The sequence below is a fragment of the Bacillus sp. CH_48 genome (assembly GCF_038008465.1).
In the GTDB taxonomy this organism is placed as follows: Bacteria; Bacillota; Bacilli; order Bacillales; family Bacillaceae_G; genus Bacillus_A; species Bacillus_A thuringiensis_S.
The window spans coordinates 4,345,655-4,361,613 of sequence record NZ_JBBOZF010000001.1 but is presented as its reverse complement, the minus strand read 5'-3'; the positions used below and the strand labels follow the sequence as shown (position 1 = coordinate 4,361,613).

Genomic DNA, 15,959 nt, shown 5'->3' with positions numbered 1-15,959 from the left:
AACATATGGCTGAACAAAAAAATTGGGATCAAATTTGTGCGACTGCTGAAAAATTACGTGCTGCTGATGAAAAGAAATGGACTTGGGGAAATATCGCGGCAGAATTTGGCGTGACCGAAGGGAATTTATATTATCACGTTGCAAAAAGACGTGAAACAAATGCAACGCCTGATAAGCGTGTAGGCGCACCTAAGAATCCTCAGAATACAAAACCATCAACACAACCTCAAAATGACGAGAAAACGAAATCTGAACTGCCAAAATTAAAACCTGTAGTTGCTGAGCATATCGAGAGAGTAGAAGAGTTAGATGCATTTTGGAAAGAGCGATTAAATGACGTTCTTGATGAAAAAGATACACTTCGAAAAGAGCTAAGTGAAGTATCGAAACTGTACGGAGAATTAAATGATATAAAAGAAAAATTAGCGCAAGATCTTATCGCGGAAAAGAAAGCACGTTTTGAAGCGGAAGATGCATTTGAGAGTATGAAGCAACAACTGCAAGCTCGTGAGGAAGATTACAACACATTACTCAATGAATTTAATGCAATTACGGAAAAGAATCATGAACTAGAGCATGACCTTCAAAAAATGCATATTAACGTGCGCGCCGCAGAAGAAACGGCTGCGAAAGAACGAGAATATCGTCTTGAGTTACAAGGTAGATCGCAAGCGCTCGGTATAGCGCTCAAAGCAGTTTTGTAGGTGGATGGTATGAAACTGACTAAAGAAGAACGAAAAGAGCTCACATACCAAATTGGTGACATTATCGAACAGAAATGTAGACGTTGTTATTACAATCGTACATCAAACGAATGTTTCAGTGTCAATGAATGTAAAGCATGCCCAACCGGTGAAGATTTACGCCAGTTGGGTAGATACTTGGATACACAGCCCAAAAAGAACGGCGGACCTAGAAGGGAAACACCGAGTGGTTTAACACCTGAGGTTGTCAGGAATTTAAACATGCAAGGTATACCGGATAAAGATATTGGTATTATGTATGATCTTAGCCCCTCGTATGTCGGGAAAAAGAAAAAACATTGGAAACGAGCGGGTATTTGGAAAGGTCCGACAGATATGAGGGAAATCAAAAGGGGTGGAGCGAATGCCGGAAATAGTTGATGTGAAAACCTTGACGGATGATGAGTTTTTTAAAAAATATAAATAGCTAGTTTATAAGTTTGTATGGGAAAAGTACGGATCAAATTTGGAGTCTATCAAAAGTAATACAGGTTTAGAAATAGAGGATATAATTCAATGCGGCATGATCGGATTACTTAAGGCAAGAAAAGATTTTGATTCTGCATATGGGTGCAAGTTCTCCACTTTAGCGATTCCTAAAATGCATGGGGAAACTACTAGAGCGATTATAAATAATCAAAAAGTTAAAGTGACGCGAGAAATATTCTACTTAAAAGGCAGAATTATTAGAGGGAAATTTGCGGAAGAAAAACCAGAGGTCATTAGTCAGTTATTAGGCGTAACTGTTGAGGATGTAGAAGAAGCTTTGCGATATCAGCAAATTCCAAGTTCTTTACATGACGTAACATTTTCATCAGGAAGTGGAGATACTGATTTAACCCTAGAGCAAATGCTTGTAGATGAAAGCTCAACACGTAAAACAGAAGAAATCGATAAAAAGATAGTAATGCGTTCTTTTATAAATACGCTACCAGATAGAGAGTTAATGATCTGGGATATGTATTCAAATCATATGTCACAAGAAAGTATTGGTGAACGTGTAGGGGTTACTCAGAATCAAATTAGTCGAATTCTAAAACAAATCAATCGAAGAGCTACAGCTTTCGGGAAAGCGCAGGGGGTGGCAAAGTAGTACCAATTTTGAATTTTGTTAAAAAGAAGGAACAGAGGAATATGTAAAATAGTTTGAAATGTCCATAAAAAAAGAATTCAGTAAAACTCTGAATTCTTCTACACGTATTTTTATTTGTTAATCCATTTAGAAATAATAGGATAATGAAAGTCTTTTGCCTGTAGCACATATAAAATTCCTTTTATAGGTCCGAAAATTAACAAAAGAAACAGCATTAGATATAAAGGAGCTATCCCGAAAATAATCAAAGCGTTATTTGAAGTTAAGTCTAAATTAGACAAAGATAACATTAAGATTCTTATTATGAATAGATTCCAAATCATTGTAATTATCCAAATGAATAGTTGATAAAAAACAGCTTCAAGGATATTTTTTCGAATGTCTTGTGATTTGCATATGAAATAAAAAATCAATGGTATATAAAAAATTGTGACGCTAAAGAAAATAAGAATAAAAAAAGATAATAGGGTAAGAAAATGCATAATTAATTTTATATTCTTTTCTTGAGTTAGGATCATTAAGGTCCTCCTATATGTATGAGATTTGTTGTGCCTATTAATATATATGCTGTAGATAATTATAACATAAAAATTAATTGTAATAGAATACTGCATCGAAAAGAACACGTATTAAATTAAACAAAAGCGTTATTTGAAACTGTTCATGAAAAAAGAGCACTACCGAAAGTGTTCTTAGAAAATACATTTTATATTCTGTTTTGAGCTACGATTTTAATATTCTCTGGTGGAATGATATCTCGAATTTTTTCTTTTAAATCTACTTGGACCATTTCTTCAAGATGTTCAAGTGAAACTTCAAAGTTTATGCATTCCGCAGTTGCAATGCTTAATAAAGAATAATTTTCATTCTTTTTAACAACAAGATATTGCGATTGATCTGTTATTACTATACACCCTTGTTGAATGCCTAATTTACGATTGTCTTCAAAAGTCATAAATGTTTCTCCTTTTATATGTATTGCCGATAAATAGTTTACTACATAAATACATTGGTTCATATTGAGAAACCTTACATTAGTATTACAATTTTATAAGGTTTCTGAATATCTTGTGACCTAGTAATAAGGAGAGTGTTAAAAGGTTCAATTGAATATTTAACAAAATCCTTATTTGAAAACAAGAAGTCCTAGAGTTAGGGCTCTAGGGCTTTTTGTTTTGGTATTCTCACACGGTTTTTCAAAAAGAATAGAACATATTGAAGATAACATGTGAATGTTTCATAAATGTATCAAAAAAGTGAACAAAATTGCTATTGCAGAAGAAGCAGAAATGAATTTTCTAATACGTAAGTACGTGAAAGGTATTATTTCCAGTGGATAAAATGCGTATGGGACACCTAATCATTATTTTATCGGAGGAAAAGAATATGTTATGAACTTGGTTGAATAAAAAAATGAAAATTTTACTTTTAGAGTGAAACTAAACAAAATTCTTATTTGAATAGAAAAGGAGATGGTTTGTTTGGATAATAATCACAAATTTAAAATGTGGGATTGGGACGAAGGGTGTTTCTATGCCATCCCAAAAGAAAATGTTGTAGAAGCGATCTACTTTGCTTGGAATTATGAATTCGATGTGTATGAGATCGAATCAGGTGAAATGGTTTTCGCGGGTCATCTAGACTATGAAGAAAACTCAGAGGTGTTAGAAAAATATGGATTAAGAGTTATTGATGGAGAAAAATACCGCAATCTACAAAACATTGAAACAGGTGAAATTTATAAGGCGAGCTGGGAGAAATAACGTAATTAAAATTTAATAAAATCCTTATTTTAAATGAGAGGGGAAAACGATAATGAGATATTTTGAGTTTAATAAACATGATTATTACGCTTTGATGGCAGTTAAAGATGGTGGGGAAGAAAAAGCAATTGAGCTATATGTTGAAATTGTAGCTGGAGAAAGCATCGAGGAAGTAGAAGAAGAAGGTTTACCAGTAGAGATAACGCGTGAACAGGCACTAGCAAAGTATTTAGATGTAATGGGGAAGGACAACATTTCAGAATGGATTAAAATGTTCGATCAATGCGAAAATCTTCCGTTGTTAATTGATGGGACATTAGTTTAAACAAAATCTTTATTTGATAGGGGGAGACAAAATGGGCTGGGAAAAAATAATTGAGCAAAAGGAAATGACAACAATCGAAAAACTACACCTGATATGTGACGCTAGTTTGGTGCAAGGGAAGTTCATATTAGTTGAAGCGAACAGTTTTGCGTGGATGGTTCGAACTATTATGGAACTTGGTAAGGAGGAAAATAAGTGATTTATGAAGTTATAGATTATTGTTCTAAGTGTGAAGAAAAATTAGAAAACTGTGAGTGCGAATGCAGGAAGTGTGATGAGTGGTTGCACGATTGTAAATGTGAAGAAACCAAATAAAATCGTTATTTGAGAGAAAGGGAGAATAAAATGCCTAACACGATTTATCAATACCATGTATATAACGAGCACATGAGTTTTATAGTTTCTGTTTCTAGAAAAGAAGATGAATATGCAGAGAGATTCGCTAAAAATGTAGCGGTGGATTTTTATGAATATACAGAAGAACAAGTCGAAAATGTAACTGTGGAATTCATTGTTAGCTTTTGGATGGAATCGGCAATTAATCTAAATAAGCTAAATAAAGCTTAACAAAAACGCTATTTTATTAGAAAAGGAGGTCGGAGAAATGGACAAGTGAGGAATTTGACAATGAAATTTCATAAAAGCGTTATTTTAGAAAAATAGGTGACTCAGCAATTGTGTCAGCCGAGTCACCCAATACTATTGATCTAGATAATATTCTTTTTCTATATGTAGTTATAGTGAGTTCTTAGAGGTTAACTCCAAACCGCAGTTAAAGGACAAAGAAATTTATTTTAGAAAGTATTAGATTTAACTATGTTAATGCTACAACAGCAAGAGTCAAGCCCAACGTATTTAATGAATTAGAATATGGTCCTACATTAACAGTAAGAGTACTTGTTATACCTGGAGGTGTAGTGAAAATTGCGGGGGCTGATACAGAAGTGAATCCTGCAGTATATCCTAGAGAAGTACCTGAGCCAATGATTGGATTATTATTCAGATACATAGTGATACCTGCCGAATTACCTCCTGGCTGAATGATAACTTGCACTTCATAGATTGCCAAATAGGTTCTTCCACCTTCAAGTAAAACGGTTGTTGGTGGTGTGAATGAGATTGCCGTACCATTAGAATTTACCACGGTATCTAGTGGAATCGCAGAATTTACAGAAACTATTGATGGGGTAGTTTGAACAACATTTAAACTGTTAGCCGTGGGGGATGGACAAGTGCAAGGTTTCTGAATGTTAGAGTTATTATCGTTTGGGTAATTCACAAATAATCAAGCTCCTTTGCGTAAGATAATTTTTTATCCTATAAAACGTAACTTTTTGTGTATCTATGTTAATTTTAATAAGTTTGTGAAAATTAGCCGTATAGTGTTGGTCAGCCAACCCTTAAAAGTATTTAATACTTTAGGGATTTCAAAAGGTATCCGATAAATATATATGAATGTCTTTTCAAAGACATTACTGTAAGTTAGGAAGTGCAATAAAATAGTTATTGTATGAAGAATAAATAAAAGAACCCGTTAGTCATAAACGGATTCTTTCCACAAGGTTCACAAGGAATACAAGGTAACTGGTCCAGAGAGACCTGTGAAATTCCATGTGATAGTAATGTATGCAAATGAATCAAAACGGTTAATGGAAATTAAACAAAATTCTTATTTGATCAGTATTAAAAAAGAGCACCTGATCAGAGTGCTCCGCCCATTACTATAAACAACAATCCATAAATAATATATGTGACTTTTGCCTAATGTTGATAATTTTATAAATTCATTAACAAAATCCTTATTTTATTCATAAGAAAAAAGACAACATCCGAAGGGGATGTTGTCTCAATAAATGTAAAATTCTATGAAAGAAAAGAGGAGATATAATAATATATGCTTGTCCACTTTAAATGTGAAAAGATTTTAAAATTAAAGAGCGCCTTCCAAAGCGCTCTCTGATCAAAATTAATGTTGAAAAAGAATACCCAAGATACCATATGTATGTTTTTTAGATAGGTGCAATTTTATAACAAAACCTTTATGTAAATAAGAAGAGCGCTAATTGAGAGCGCTCCTTATACCTCATTATAACGACAGTGACGAGCTCACATTATATAGAAAGGCACTATTATTGTATGTCAAAGTATGAGATTAGTGAATCGGTTCAAACAAAATCTTTATTTAGTTAAAAAGAGGTCCTAGGAAACTAGGACCAAAAGCGAAGTATCATCTTTAAAGTGAAAGTAAAAAGATTGATATGGGCTTATTCTATTACAAATCGTTATTTTAAATGGTTTAGCCCCTTGAAGGGCGCTCCAAGGGGCTAAGATTCGAGAATTTTTAAACTCTTGTTTAATTACATGAAAACTCCCTAAAGAGTATCTATGGAATTTTAACACTTAACTGATTATTTTTACAGACATATATTGATACTCGAATGTTAATAAAAGAAACCCCGTTTATTCACGGGGCTTCTAAGGGTAATTGTCAAGTAATGACGTACTCGACTAAATAACCATATCATGAATTTTTTTGGTAAAAATACTGGTAAATGTGTCCAAATGGATGGGAGCATTATTTTAAACAAAAATGCTATTTTGTACTTAGTAAATGACAAAGCAGCTAGCTCAATGAACTAACTGCTTTATCGTCCAAGAAGAACAATACCCACAATACATTGTAACTAAAGGTTACAACTATAGTATGAGCAGAATCTAAAAAGTCATGCAAGAAAGCTAAATAAAAATTTCATTAAGCACAACAAAGCAGCTAGTTAATAAAACTAACTGCTTGCTGTACAAAAGAAATGCTCGCTTACAGAAGTAATTTGTAACTAAGAGTTACAAAAATAGTATGAACAGGATTGAAAAAATTATTCGGAAATGAAAGAAAACCCAACAAAAACACTATTTTATACAATAAAACAGCTAGCGTGATTAGCTAGCTGTCCTGGTAAGAAAAGAAAACGGGGCTTATCAAATGATGCTTTTGTAATTGCGGGTTACAAACATAGTATGAGCAGAATCGAAAATATTATGTAAAAAAGAAAACCAAATAAAAACTTCATTTTGTAGAAATAAGGAAACTAAAAAGAGCACCTTGCACAAGTGCTCTTTCAGATAGGAGGTAACTCTATGAGCTGGCCCTAGGTTAGAAGTATATGGTGTAAAACAGAAATAAGACCAAAATTTTATTATTAATTCAATATAAAAAAGCAGTTAGCAAAAGCTAACTGCTCTCACAAGCACTGCTAAAAGGAACTACTTTGGGGAAAAGTAGCTTGTTCTTAGTGTTACCGGAATATCGGATTTTATTCGAGGGAACGAAACATGGAATTACTTAAAAAAAACATATAAATAGCAGCTAGCAAAAGCTAACTGCTAAGCCCTCAGAGAAAGGGAAAAGAACATTACAGAGGTCACTGTGAATTCAAGCTGTATCAGCTCATTTATAGTATTGGACATAATTTAGAATTTTATTCGGAAAACCTCAAAAAAGCAGTTAGCCCAGTCTAACTGCTCGGTACAGGGATAATGATCTAGATGCATAGATATTATATGCCGAGTTATTGATTTTATTCGAGGGGGAATAAAGAATGGGTATTTATTTTGGAAATATAGTTAGAGAATTTTTTTAAGTAACAGGAGCAGTAATGAAATAAAAGAGCAACTAGCAAAAGCTAACTGCTCTCCTAAAGAAAAGTTAAGAAGGAAGTTCAAAAATTAAGTGTATTTATAGTATAGACAAGTCTTGATGATTTATTCTGAAAAAAATATAAAGAGCAACCACTTAGGTTGCTTTACAGATAGGAGGTAACTCAGTGAACAAAATGAACACGTTAAAAATGTATGTAACAAATAGAAAAATAAGAACAAAAGAGCAGCTAGCAAGAGCCAACTGCTCAACCCTCGATCAAGAGAGCTAGAGTGGGAAGAGTTTAAAGCTGACTTTTTAAAGTCCTATATAGTATCGGTTGAATTTAGAATTTTATTCCTATGAAATATAAAAAGAGCAGCTAGTAAAAGCTAGCTGCTAAGCCTTCGGGTATGAAGGGGAATCAGAAACTGTATATACATTATTAACGGAATATTGGGTTTTATTCAGGAGTAGCCTAATTTGATACAATTTGGTCTTGATCAGCAACATCAGAATCAAATGTATTCGTTGCACTAACACCGTTAAAGGTATTAACAACAAAAGAAACATTTGATGCCCCTGAACCATTATAAGATTTTGTATTCTCTTTTGGAGATACGTTATAAAAATCCCCTAAATTAAAAGCACCATTGCTATTTTGAACAAGAAGGTTAGCTACAACAGATGGCATAATTCTCATCACTCCTTAAGTAATTATTAAAGATAATATATGAGAAAAGGATGCTTAGGTGAATTTTTGGGGGATTACAATAAGAAGAGCAGCTAGCAAAAGCTAACTGCTCAGTCTTAAATAAGATTTAAATGGTTACAGCACATTAAAGATGGGTTATCTATAGTATGGATGGAATATTGAGTTTTATTCAAGGGGGGAGAAGGTCTTTTGCAAAAGAAAAGGCTAGGATTTCTCCTAGCTAGTCATAGGGTATTCGTGCATAGACGAATTTACGTATATTATAACGTAATAACTAGCTGTATGAGATGTTAATGTAGTTAAATTTTTTACAAGATAATTACATTTATTAACTAAAGTTTAAGTTAGATTTGAACGAAATAATCCTTTGAATAGAAAGTGAGGTTTTGAAAATGGAAGATAACGTAAAGCTCTTAGGTGATGATGGGATGTTGGGAATGGAGTTTAAGGAAAGACAAATTCGTGTATATAACACAGAAGGCAATGTGATGGAATTACTTTCAACAAAAGAACAGGTTCAAGAGGCTATCGATTATTTAAAAAAATGCCAAAAAGAAATGAAGTAATGTCCTAAAGAGTAATCAGATTGAACGGAGGGGAACCGTATCGTATGAATCAATTGTCATTTTTTGAAGACATCGATGAAAAGGAGATGCGAAGACTTGTGGTGAAGGAGCTGAAAAACTACAAAGCATTGTGCGTCCGGATGAAAAATCAAGAAGAACAGGCTCAAGCGGGTGGCATCGTTCTTTTTCCTAAAATGAAAGGTGACGGTAAGAATCATGAGATACGTTTTAAACAAATTGAACGGACTTTAAAATATGCTCTTGATGAAGATGAGCGCAAGATTATTGAGTTGAAATATTTAGGGAATGAGAAAGTGAAAGATTCTTATGTTTATAATGAGTTGATGATGAGACGTGATAATTTCTATGAAAATAAAAAAAGTGCTATTTGGTTGATAGCTACGGCTTTAGGGATTATATAAAACTTGCTTTTGAAGCAACAGAAATGGAATTCTAGCATTTTGTGGTGTTGATATAGATAGGTTAAGATGAGGTTGCTCTGCTTTTTGGTCTCCTTGCCCTGCCTGATAGTGGGGCTTTTTTTATTCTATTAAAAATAGTAACAGTTCGTCCAAACTTTACTAATAATCTATCTTACATAGTATGTAGTAATAAATTTAAAGGAGGAATCTAGTATGTCTTATTACTACAATGATTATTGTAAGGATTACAAAAAGAAATATCATGATTGTCATAAAAGCAGTAAGAGTTATGACAAATGTGATAAAAAACATGAGGAAAAGCCTTGGTTTAATGTAAAAGTGAATTGTTGTTCTGATGATAACCAATACAATCTTGTAAGAGCATCTGCTTTTAGAGCTGTGAGCACAGTTAATCAGAATTTGCCAGCAAATACATTTGTTAAAGTTTTATTCCAAAATGAACAATTTGATTTATCCAATGAATATAACCCTGCAACATCCATTTTTATACCAAAGACAAGAGGTGTTTACTCTGTTATTGGAACAATTGCGTTTATTCCCAATAATCTAAACGCAAACTATAGAGCGCGGGTAGAAATTCGAGTTAATGGAAATCCGGCAATTGCAATAGATAATGATTTTTTTGGTCCAATAAACTTTGCTAATGTTGTAGCTGTTTCATCAATAATTCAATTGAATGCAGGGGATGTAGTCGAGGTTTTTGCACAAAGTAGCGTAGCTGGAGTTATTTCTACTGTAGAAAATAGTACGCATTTTGAAGCTGCAAGATTCCCGTCTCCCAAAGAATAAGTGATATGAAATCTCGTCAGTAATTTTATCTAGGTAAATTCACTAATTTATATTTGATCTGCATAAATGCAGGTCTTTTTTTTCGATAAAAAGGGGATGAAAAAGGGGACGTTTCCGGGGATTTCTCAAAATGGAATAAATATTACGCTATACCTATACAGTTCTTTGAAAAAAGAATAGTGTGGGGATAGCGTATCTATGCGCTCATAATTAATGATCATAGCCCCTTTATCAAAACGTTACCGAAGAACGGGCAAGGGCGGTAAGAATCCGCAATAAGGATAAAAAGACCAATTGTATATATTCAGCCACGGTGCGTGAGTGTCGTGGCTTGTATGTTTCTTATTAAGTTTAGTATTTGGATGTTAGGTTTAATAAGAAGTATAAATAGTCCCCTTTTAGAAATTGGTCTTTAAATGTTATGTTTTTTATATCTCCATACATAAATGTAATATAATGATTTGTGTCAAGAGTAAAGAAAGAGGGATTTTGCATTAACATGGCGGAAAGAATAAATTATGGAAAATATAGAAAACTTTTTAATGAAAATAAAGTAAAAGTATCTAAATAGATGTTTTTTCTTTGTTATATAGAAATTACACATTAAATGTATTTAAATACTGTTTTAGGTATAACGTGAATTAACTCATAATGATACAGATAACGGATATTTTTCTATTTAGATTAGATGTTAAATGTACCGTGAAACTCTTGGAAATACAATGCTGGGAAAGGATAATGATATTGGTATATTACGGGAGAAGGCGGAATTGTAGGGGGAAAGGGAATGTACCCAGGTTGCATACCATATTGACCGTATGAAGGATATTGAAGTAAATGTTGCCAAGTAGCAGCTGGAGCTACAACAATCCTCATCGGGAAAGGATTCATAATATAATCACTCCTAAAGTAGTATTCATGTAATAGGGTATGCGCTTACTGAATATAGATGTGCACAATTTAGGTCTATAAACATAATAATCAACGGACAGAAAATAGGGTTACTAATCTTATGATGTGTCCATTATGGGTGTTTTATTTTACTATGTAGATAGAACAAACATGTGTATATCAATTACCGTAGGTGCTACCGTGATCTGGATAGCGTCTTATTTGTTGTTAAGGAAAGATAAGGGGTGAGGGGAATGGAAAATTGAAATATTATTAGTCTAAAACAAAAAACATAGACTAGTAAACAAGCCATTTTCACCTTTTATTCATAGAATATGATGAAATCTATTTTTAGAGGAGGAAATCATATCTATGGGATGGAATAATAATTTTGGACATTCTCGAGATTGTAATAGATTTTGGGATGATTTAGTATTTTGCGGATGCGGTCGTAGACGCAGAAGAAACGATTTTAACGACTGTCATTGTAGACGCGATTGTGATTGTGATGAGTGTCGTCGTAGACGCAATCATGACCGTGATCATGACCATGATGATCGTCGAGATTGGTAAAGTCCTTGGAAAGAGTGCTTTGAAGAAAAGCGCTCTTTTTTTGTTCAAGAATTTTCTGGTCTTATTCGTTAAGAGATAAAAGGGAAATAAAAAAGAGAGCTAATGCCCTCTTTTTTGGATGTGGTAATTAATCACAGATTGGTATTCCAAGTACTCTTAAAGCTAATGCTACTTGAAGAGAAATCTCTAATCTTGCAATTTCAATACCAGCAACTGAGAGAACTAAAAAAGGTTGGCCATTTACGAATAGAACACAACTTGTCATGACTACGCCTCCTTTCTAGCAATCTACTATAGTATATGAATTGAATAATAATATGTAATAGTTAAATTAATGAATTTGATAGAATTAATAGATTAACCCATTTAAACAAAACAAACGAACACAACGAACGAATAAAAAAGCAAGAATCAAATGATTCCTGCTTCATGGAGAGCTCGGATTAATTCCGCAATAGCGAAAATAAGATCAGGTGATAAGTTGTTACTCGGTTGTTGTTGTGTTTCTGCTTTCATAGTAAAACCTCCCTTCCGCCTCTATATACAAATGAGAATGGGATTTTCCACAAAAACTGAACAAAAATAGAGATGGTTAACAAAGTGAAGTTTTAGTAGTTTATAGTTATGTAAACCTATGTGTGCGTCTTGGATGTTTAAATTATAAATAGATATAAGTATATGTCGTTCTGTAAGAAGACTATATTCTTACCTATTTACCTATGATTACATTTTCACTAATTTATTATGAAATTTACGTTGGTTTAAAGTGATTTAATGAAGTTTTAAAATAAGATTTTTTTGAGGTGATTTAGTGAAGAAGAAACACTACATTATAATGTTTGTAATTATGATTGTGGTGTTGATTATGTTTACTATTGGTATGTCAAACATGTAGCGGATCCGCTGCTTTTTTATTTTATAGATAAAAATCCACTTTAAACATTTCTTATAGAAAAGAATACTTATGTAAATATGGGAAACAACTTTTATTCTGGAGGGTAATCAATGTGGATATAACGCAAAGTATGGCAAGAATAGTTGTTAATGGGATAAATCTTCCGTTTACTTCTGTATGGATTAATGGACCTGCGAATGATTTAATTGTTACGATTAAGAAAAGAGTGAATGAACTTTATCGTTTTCTGTGGTCAAGGGTGCCAGTCATGCTAACCATGTATTTCATTCAGGGGGTGGACATGGTGAGATTTGCTAGGGTTGCAGGAGTTGATGAAAGTATAACGGGAGAATATATATCATTTTATTTGGTGATAAGCCGAACTTTAAGTAGCCTAACAGCTGCTTTTTTATTTTACAAAAAAAGAACCTGCAAACATGCAGATTCTCCTGATAATGATTTATAGAGCAAGACCCGAAAATATAATACAATAATTCGAAAATGAGTTCAAGTAAATTAAAAGAACCCGCTGGAGTTCGGGTCCTTTTCAGAAGTGATGATGTTTTCTCGGCTTAGGAACTGAGAAAATACAAAAATATAATACATCGAGTTTTAGAGAATTTCAAGACTTAATTAAAGTTATTTTGGAGGAGGATGAAGAATGGATAACCAAAACAACGAAATGAAAGTTGGAATTGTTGAATTAAGAATTCAAGTTACTGGATTACAACAAACGATTGAAGAACTAACAAGAAAAGTAACTATGTTAGAAGAGGGATTAGCAACGAAAGCTGATATAACTCATGTTCGAGAAATAGTCAAAGAATCTGTAGTAATTAAAAAGATTGACGATAGCAAATCTGTAGGGATGAATTGTAAGGTCGGGGTTTCATTAGACGGAATAGTTGTAGCGGAATCTGTAGTCAAACAAACAACGGATGGATATAAGATGTCAGCGAGTAATATCAAGGGAGTAGGTACAAATGAAACTAAATAAACAAGAACAAGCGGTTGCAATTGGTACATTCATTTCAATGCTAGGACAAGACCTTGTAAATGAACGCATCGATAAAAAGAAATTAGAAAGTGTACTTCCTATCTTTAATGAAATGCAAGATAATACAACACCAAAGCAAAAGAGAGAAGCGATGATTAGTTTGCTTTGTAAAGCGGTGGATGAATTCTTAGAAAAATAGCCATGAAAAAAGGAAAAGCAACTCGCTTGGGGGGCGAATCACTTTTCCTGATGGCAATGTTAACTTTATTATAACAACTTGGACATATTTGTAAAATTTTAATTTGAATCTTCCGTAAAATAAATTAGGGATTACCGCGAGGTGGTGAATATGGCTAGGCAACGTAGCCCAAATCGTGACAAAGCATTTGAAATATATAAAACAAGTAAAGGCGAGAAGCCACTTATTGATATTGCATCTGAGTTAAATCTCAAACCTTCACAAATCAGAAAGTGGAAATCACAAGATAAATGGGATGAGCAAATGAATGGTAACGTTACTATTGCGAAAAGGAGCGTTACTAATGTTAAAAATCCTAAAACGAAAGAAAAACTAAAAGAGATTTTAGAGGATGAAGAGCTGACTGAAAAGGAAAGGCTCTTTTGTTTGTATTACGTGAAATACTTCAATGGTACGCAAGCTGCACTAAAGGCTGGGTACTCTAAAGATGGCGCTCATGTACAGGCTAGTCGATTGTTAAGGCGCGAACGAGTTTCTTCCTATGTAAATGAGCTTAAAGGTGAACTAGTTGAAAATGTATTTGTGGAAGCGATGGATGTACTTAAAGAGTACATTAAGATTGCCTTTGCTGATATTACTAACTATGTGACTTTTGGACAGAAGGAAGTACCTGTAATGGGGATGTTTGGCCCGATGAAAGATGAATCCGGTAAAGAAATAACTCGTATCATAAATTATGTAGATTTACACGAGGCTGACATGGTTGATGGTTCTATAATAACCGAAGTAAAACTCGGAAAAGATGGCGTGTCAGTAAAACTTGCTGACAAGATGAAAGCATTGGACAAACTATCTCAGTACTTTGACATAGTACCTGACAATTTCAAACGTAAAATCGAAGAAGAACGCCACAAAATGCAGATGGAATTGCAGAAAGCTCAAATTGATAAAATTAAAGCAGATACTTCTCGTATTAAAGGTGATGAAGGTGAAGAGTATGAAGATGACGGATTCATCGATGCGTTAGAAGGTAAAACAGCAGAGGTGTGGGAAGATGAAACTTAAACCTGCCCCTTTTAAATTTAGACCATTCTCAAAGAAACAATTACAAGTACTCACTTGGTGGAGAAAAGGTTCACCTGTGAAGGACCATGACGGCATTATATGCGATGGTTCTATTCGTGCTGGCAAAACTGTTTCGATGGCTCTTTCTTATGTTATGTGGGGAACTGAAACATTTAATGGTGAAAACTTAGGTATGGCAGGTAAAACAATTGGATCACTGCGACGCAACGTAATTACTCCATTAAAGAAGATGTTAAAATCACGTAAATATAAAGTGAAAGACCATCTATCAGAGAACATGCTTACCATTAGTAAAGATGGCCATATGAATCATTTCTATATATTTGGTGGTAAGGACGAATCATCACAAGAACTTATCCAAGGTATTACATTAGCTGGTATGTTTTTTGATGAAGTTGCTCTTATGCCGCAAAGCTTTGTGAACCAAGCGACAGGACGTTGTTCTATTGAAGGCTCAAAGTATTGGTTTAACTGTAACCCTGCCGGCCCGTATCATTGGTTCAAACTTGAATGGATAGATAATAAGGAAGACAAGAACCTGCTACATATTCATTTTACAATGGACGATAATCTTTCTTTATCTGAAAAAGTGAAACAAAGATACTATCGTATGTATAGTGGAGTCTTCTTTCAACGCTTCATTTTAGGTTTATGGGTGCTTGCAGAAGGTATTGTATATGACATGTTTAACAAAGAAAAGCATGTTGTAAAAACAGTAGAAAGAGAATACGAGAAGTATTATGTATCTTGTGACTATGGTACACAGAACCCTATGACATATGGACTATGGGGATTGTGTAAAGGTATATGGTACAAAACAAAAGAGTACCATTATGATGGTCGTAAAAATTCACGGCAAAAGACAGATGATGAGTATCTTGACGACCTAAAAGAATTCATCGGAGATATTTCTATTCGTGGGATTATAGTTGACCCATCAGCAGCTTCATTTATTGCTTTATTGAAAAAGAATCGATTCAAAGTGCTTAAAGCTAAGAATGAAGTTATAGATGGCATACGAAATGTAGCGCGACTTCTTAATGAAGAGAAGATAAAATACAACGACTGCTGTAAAGAAACATTCCGTGAATACGCTTCTTATACTTGGGATGAAAAAGCTACAGCTCGTGGTGAAGATAAACCAAATAAAGAGAATGACCACCAAATGGATGGTGATCGTTACTTTGTAAATACAGTTGTTGTAACTAATAACAAAGTTAAGGCTGTTAAGTCAATCTATTAAGGAG

At 33.7% G+C, this 15,959-nt stretch carries 21 protein-coding genes and 1 pseudogene; 16 read left to right on the top strand and 6 right to left on the bottom strand.

Features of this window, described 5'->3' with window-relative positions; translation table 11 throughout:
• Positions 1–5 precede the first annotated feature (5 nt).
• The 3 genes from N2V92_RS22055 (at position 6) to N2V92_RS22045 (ending at position 1,836) form a co-directional block, all read left to right on the top strand.
• On the top strand, positions 6–704 hold the full coding sequence (locus N2V92_RS22055) for a hypothetical protein (RefSeq protein WP_228490307.1): 699 nt from the start codon (positions 6–8) through the stop codon (positions 702–704).
• Between the two features lie 9 nt (positions 705–713).
• The gene (locus tag N2V92_RS22050; protein WP_137025948.1) at positions 714–1,124 is read left to right on the top strand and encodes a hypothetical protein; all 411 of its coding nucleotides are present in this window, start codon (positions 714–716) and stop codon (positions 1,122–1,124) included.
• 85 nt (positions 1,125–1,209) lie between these two features.
• Positions 1,210–1,836, top strand: a complete 627-nt coding sequence (locus N2V92_RS22045; RefSeq protein ID WP_140153372.1) for a sigma-70 family RNA polymerase sigma factor — start codon at positions 1,210–1,212, stop codon at positions 1,834–1,836.
• 110 nt (positions 1,837–1,946) lie between these two features.
• On the opposite strand, the gene N2V92_RS22040 is transcribed toward N2V92_RS22045, so the two are convergent.
• A complete protein-coding gene (locus N2V92_RS22040) occupies positions 1,947–2,354 on the bottom strand; it encodes a DUF4870 domain-containing protein (RefSeq protein ID WP_086403462.1) in 408 nt (135 codons plus the stop codon).
• Positions 2,355–2,542: 188 nt separating this feature from the next.
• Positions 2,543–2,791: a hypothetical protein gene (locus N2V92_RS22035; RefSeq protein WP_033728672.1), complete on the bottom strand. Its 249-nt coding sequence runs from the start codon at positions 2,789–2,791 to the stop codon at positions 2,543–2,545.
• 517 nt (positions 2,792–3,308) lie between these two features.
• Here N2V92_RS22035 and N2V92_RS22030 point away from each other — a divergent pair.
• The 4 genes from N2V92_RS22030 to N2V92_RS22015 all read left to right on the top strand — a co-directional run bounded on the left by N2V92_RS22030 (position 3,309) and on the right by N2V92_RS22015 (position 4,491).
• Positions 3,309–3,599, top strand: coding sequence for a hypothetical protein (locus N2V92_RS22030; protein ID WP_228490303.1), 291 nt, complete (start codon positions 3,309–3,311; stop codon positions 3,597–3,599).
• A 52-nt stretch (positions 3,600–3,651) separates the two neighbouring features.
• Positions 3,652–3,924: a hypothetical protein gene (locus tag N2V92_RS22025; RefSeq protein ID WP_086403464.1), complete on the top strand. Its 273-nt coding sequence runs from the start codon at positions 3,652–3,654 to the stop codon at positions 3,922–3,924.
• 31 nt (positions 3,925–3,955) lie between these two features.
• Positions 3,956–4,123, top strand: coding sequence for a hypothetical protein (locus N2V92_RS22020; RefSeq protein ID WP_170264814.1), 168 nt, complete (start codon positions 3,956–3,958; stop codon positions 4,121–4,123).
• A 146-nt stretch (positions 4,124–4,269) separates the two neighbouring features.
• Entirely contained in the window at positions 4,270–4,491 is a 222-nt protein-coding gene (locus N2V92_RS22015; RefSeq protein WP_086403465.1) for a hypothetical protein, read from the top strand.
• Between the two features lie 247 nt (positions 4,492–4,738).
• Here N2V92_RS22015 and N2V92_RS22010 read toward each other — a convergent pair whose 3' ends face one another.
• On the bottom strand, positions 4,739–5,203 hold the full coding sequence (locus tag N2V92_RS22010) for a hypothetical protein (RefSeq protein ID WP_086403466.1): 465 nt from the start codon (positions 5,201–5,203) through the stop codon (positions 4,739–4,741).
• Positions 5,204–8,036: 2,833 nt separating this feature from the next.
• Positions 8,037–8,252: a spore germination protein gene (locus tag N2V92_RS22005; RefSeq protein ID WP_086403467.1), complete on the bottom strand. Its 216-nt coding sequence runs from the start codon at positions 8,250–8,252 to the stop codon at positions 8,037–8,039.
• 413 nt (positions 8,253–8,665) lie between these two features.
• Between N2V92_RS22005 and N2V92_RS22000 the strand changes: the two genes are divergently transcribed.
• The 3 genes from N2V92_RS22000 to N2V92_RS21990 all read left to right on the top strand — a co-directional run bounded on the left by N2V92_RS22000 (position 8,666) and on the right by N2V92_RS21990 (position 10,071).
• Positions 8,666–8,839 carry a hypothetical protein gene (locus tag N2V92_RS22000; protein WP_170264813.1) on the top strand — a complete coding sequence of 58 codons (174 nt, stop codon included), beginning with the start codon at positions 8,666–8,668 and terminating at the stop codon, positions 8,837–8,839.
• A gap of 44 nt (positions 8,840–8,883) precedes the next feature.
• Positions 8,884–9,261: an ArpU family phage packaging/lysis transcriptional regulator gene (locus N2V92_RS21995; protein WP_140153374.1), complete on the top strand. Its 378-nt coding sequence runs from the start codon at positions 8,884–8,886 to the stop codon at positions 9,259–9,261.
• Positions 9,262–9,474: 213 nt separating this feature from the next.
• Positions 9,475–10,071, top strand: coding sequence for an ABC transporter permease (locus N2V92_RS21990; RefSeq protein ID WP_086403469.1), 597 nt, complete (start codon positions 9,475–9,477; stop codon positions 10,069–10,071).
• Between the two features lie 684 nt (positions 10,072–10,755).
• Here N2V92_RS21990 and N2V92_RS21985 read toward each other — a convergent pair.
• Positions 10,756–10,962 carry a hypothetical protein gene (locus tag N2V92_RS21985; protein WP_086403470.1) on the bottom strand — a complete coding sequence of 69 codons (207 nt, stop codon included), beginning with the start codon at positions 10,960–10,962 and terminating at the stop codon, positions 10,756–10,758.
• 372 nt (positions 10,963–11,334) lie between these two features.
• On the opposite strand from N2V92_RS21985, the gene N2V92_RS21980 reads away from it, so the two are divergent.
• Positions 11,335–11,535, top strand: a complete 201-nt coding sequence (locus tag N2V92_RS21980; protein ID WP_086403471.1) for a hypothetical protein — start codon at positions 11,335–11,337, stop codon at positions 11,533–11,535.
• A gap of 127 nt (positions 11,536–11,662) precedes the next feature.
• Here the strand turns inward: N2V92_RS21980 and N2V92_RS21975 are convergent, their stop codons facing one another.
• On the bottom strand, positions 11,663–11,800 hold the full coding sequence (locus N2V92_RS21975) for a DUF3956 domain-containing protein (RefSeq protein WP_086403472.1): 138 nt from the start codon (positions 11,798–11,800) through the stop codon (positions 11,663–11,665).
• A 760-nt stretch (positions 11,801–12,560) separates the two neighbouring features.
• Here N2V92_RS21975 and N2V92_RS21970 point away from each other — a divergent pair.
• The 5 genes and pseudogenes from N2V92_RS21970 to N2V92_RS21950 all read left to right on the top strand — a co-directional run bounded on the left by N2V92_RS21970 (position 12,561) and on the right by N2V92_RS21950 (position 15,955).
• Positions 12,561–12,804 (top strand): annotated as a pseudogene (locus N2V92_RS21970) (hypothetical protein).
• 308 nt (positions 12,805–13,112) lie between these two features.
• The gene (locus N2V92_RS21965; protein ID WP_228490308.1) at positions 13,113–13,427 is read left to right on the top strand and encodes a hypothetical protein; all 315 of its coding nucleotides are present in this window, start codon (positions 13,113–13,115) and stop codon (positions 13,425–13,427) included.
• Entirely contained in the window at positions 13,414–13,626 is a 213-nt protein-coding gene (locus N2V92_RS21960; protein WP_086403474.1) for a hypothetical protein, read from the top strand. The genes N2V92_RS21965 and N2V92_RS21960 overlap by 14 nt, the downstream gene beginning before the upstream one ends.
• A 150-nt stretch (positions 13,627–13,776) precedes the next feature.
• The gene (locus N2V92_RS21955) at positions 13,777–14,691 is read left to right on the top strand and encodes a terminase small subunit (RefSeq protein WP_086403475.1); all 915 of its coding nucleotides are present in this window, start codon (positions 13,777–13,779) and stop codon (positions 14,689–14,691) included.
• Positions 14,681–15,955: a PBSX family phage terminase large subunit gene (locus tag N2V92_RS21950; RefSeq protein WP_086403476.1), complete on the top strand. Its 1,275-nt coding sequence runs from the start codon at positions 14,681–14,683 to the stop codon at positions 15,953–15,955. Before N2V92_RS21955 ends, N2V92_RS21950 begins: the two co-directional genes overlap by 11 nt.
• The last annotated feature ends 4 nt before the right edge of the window (positions 15,956–15,959 follow it).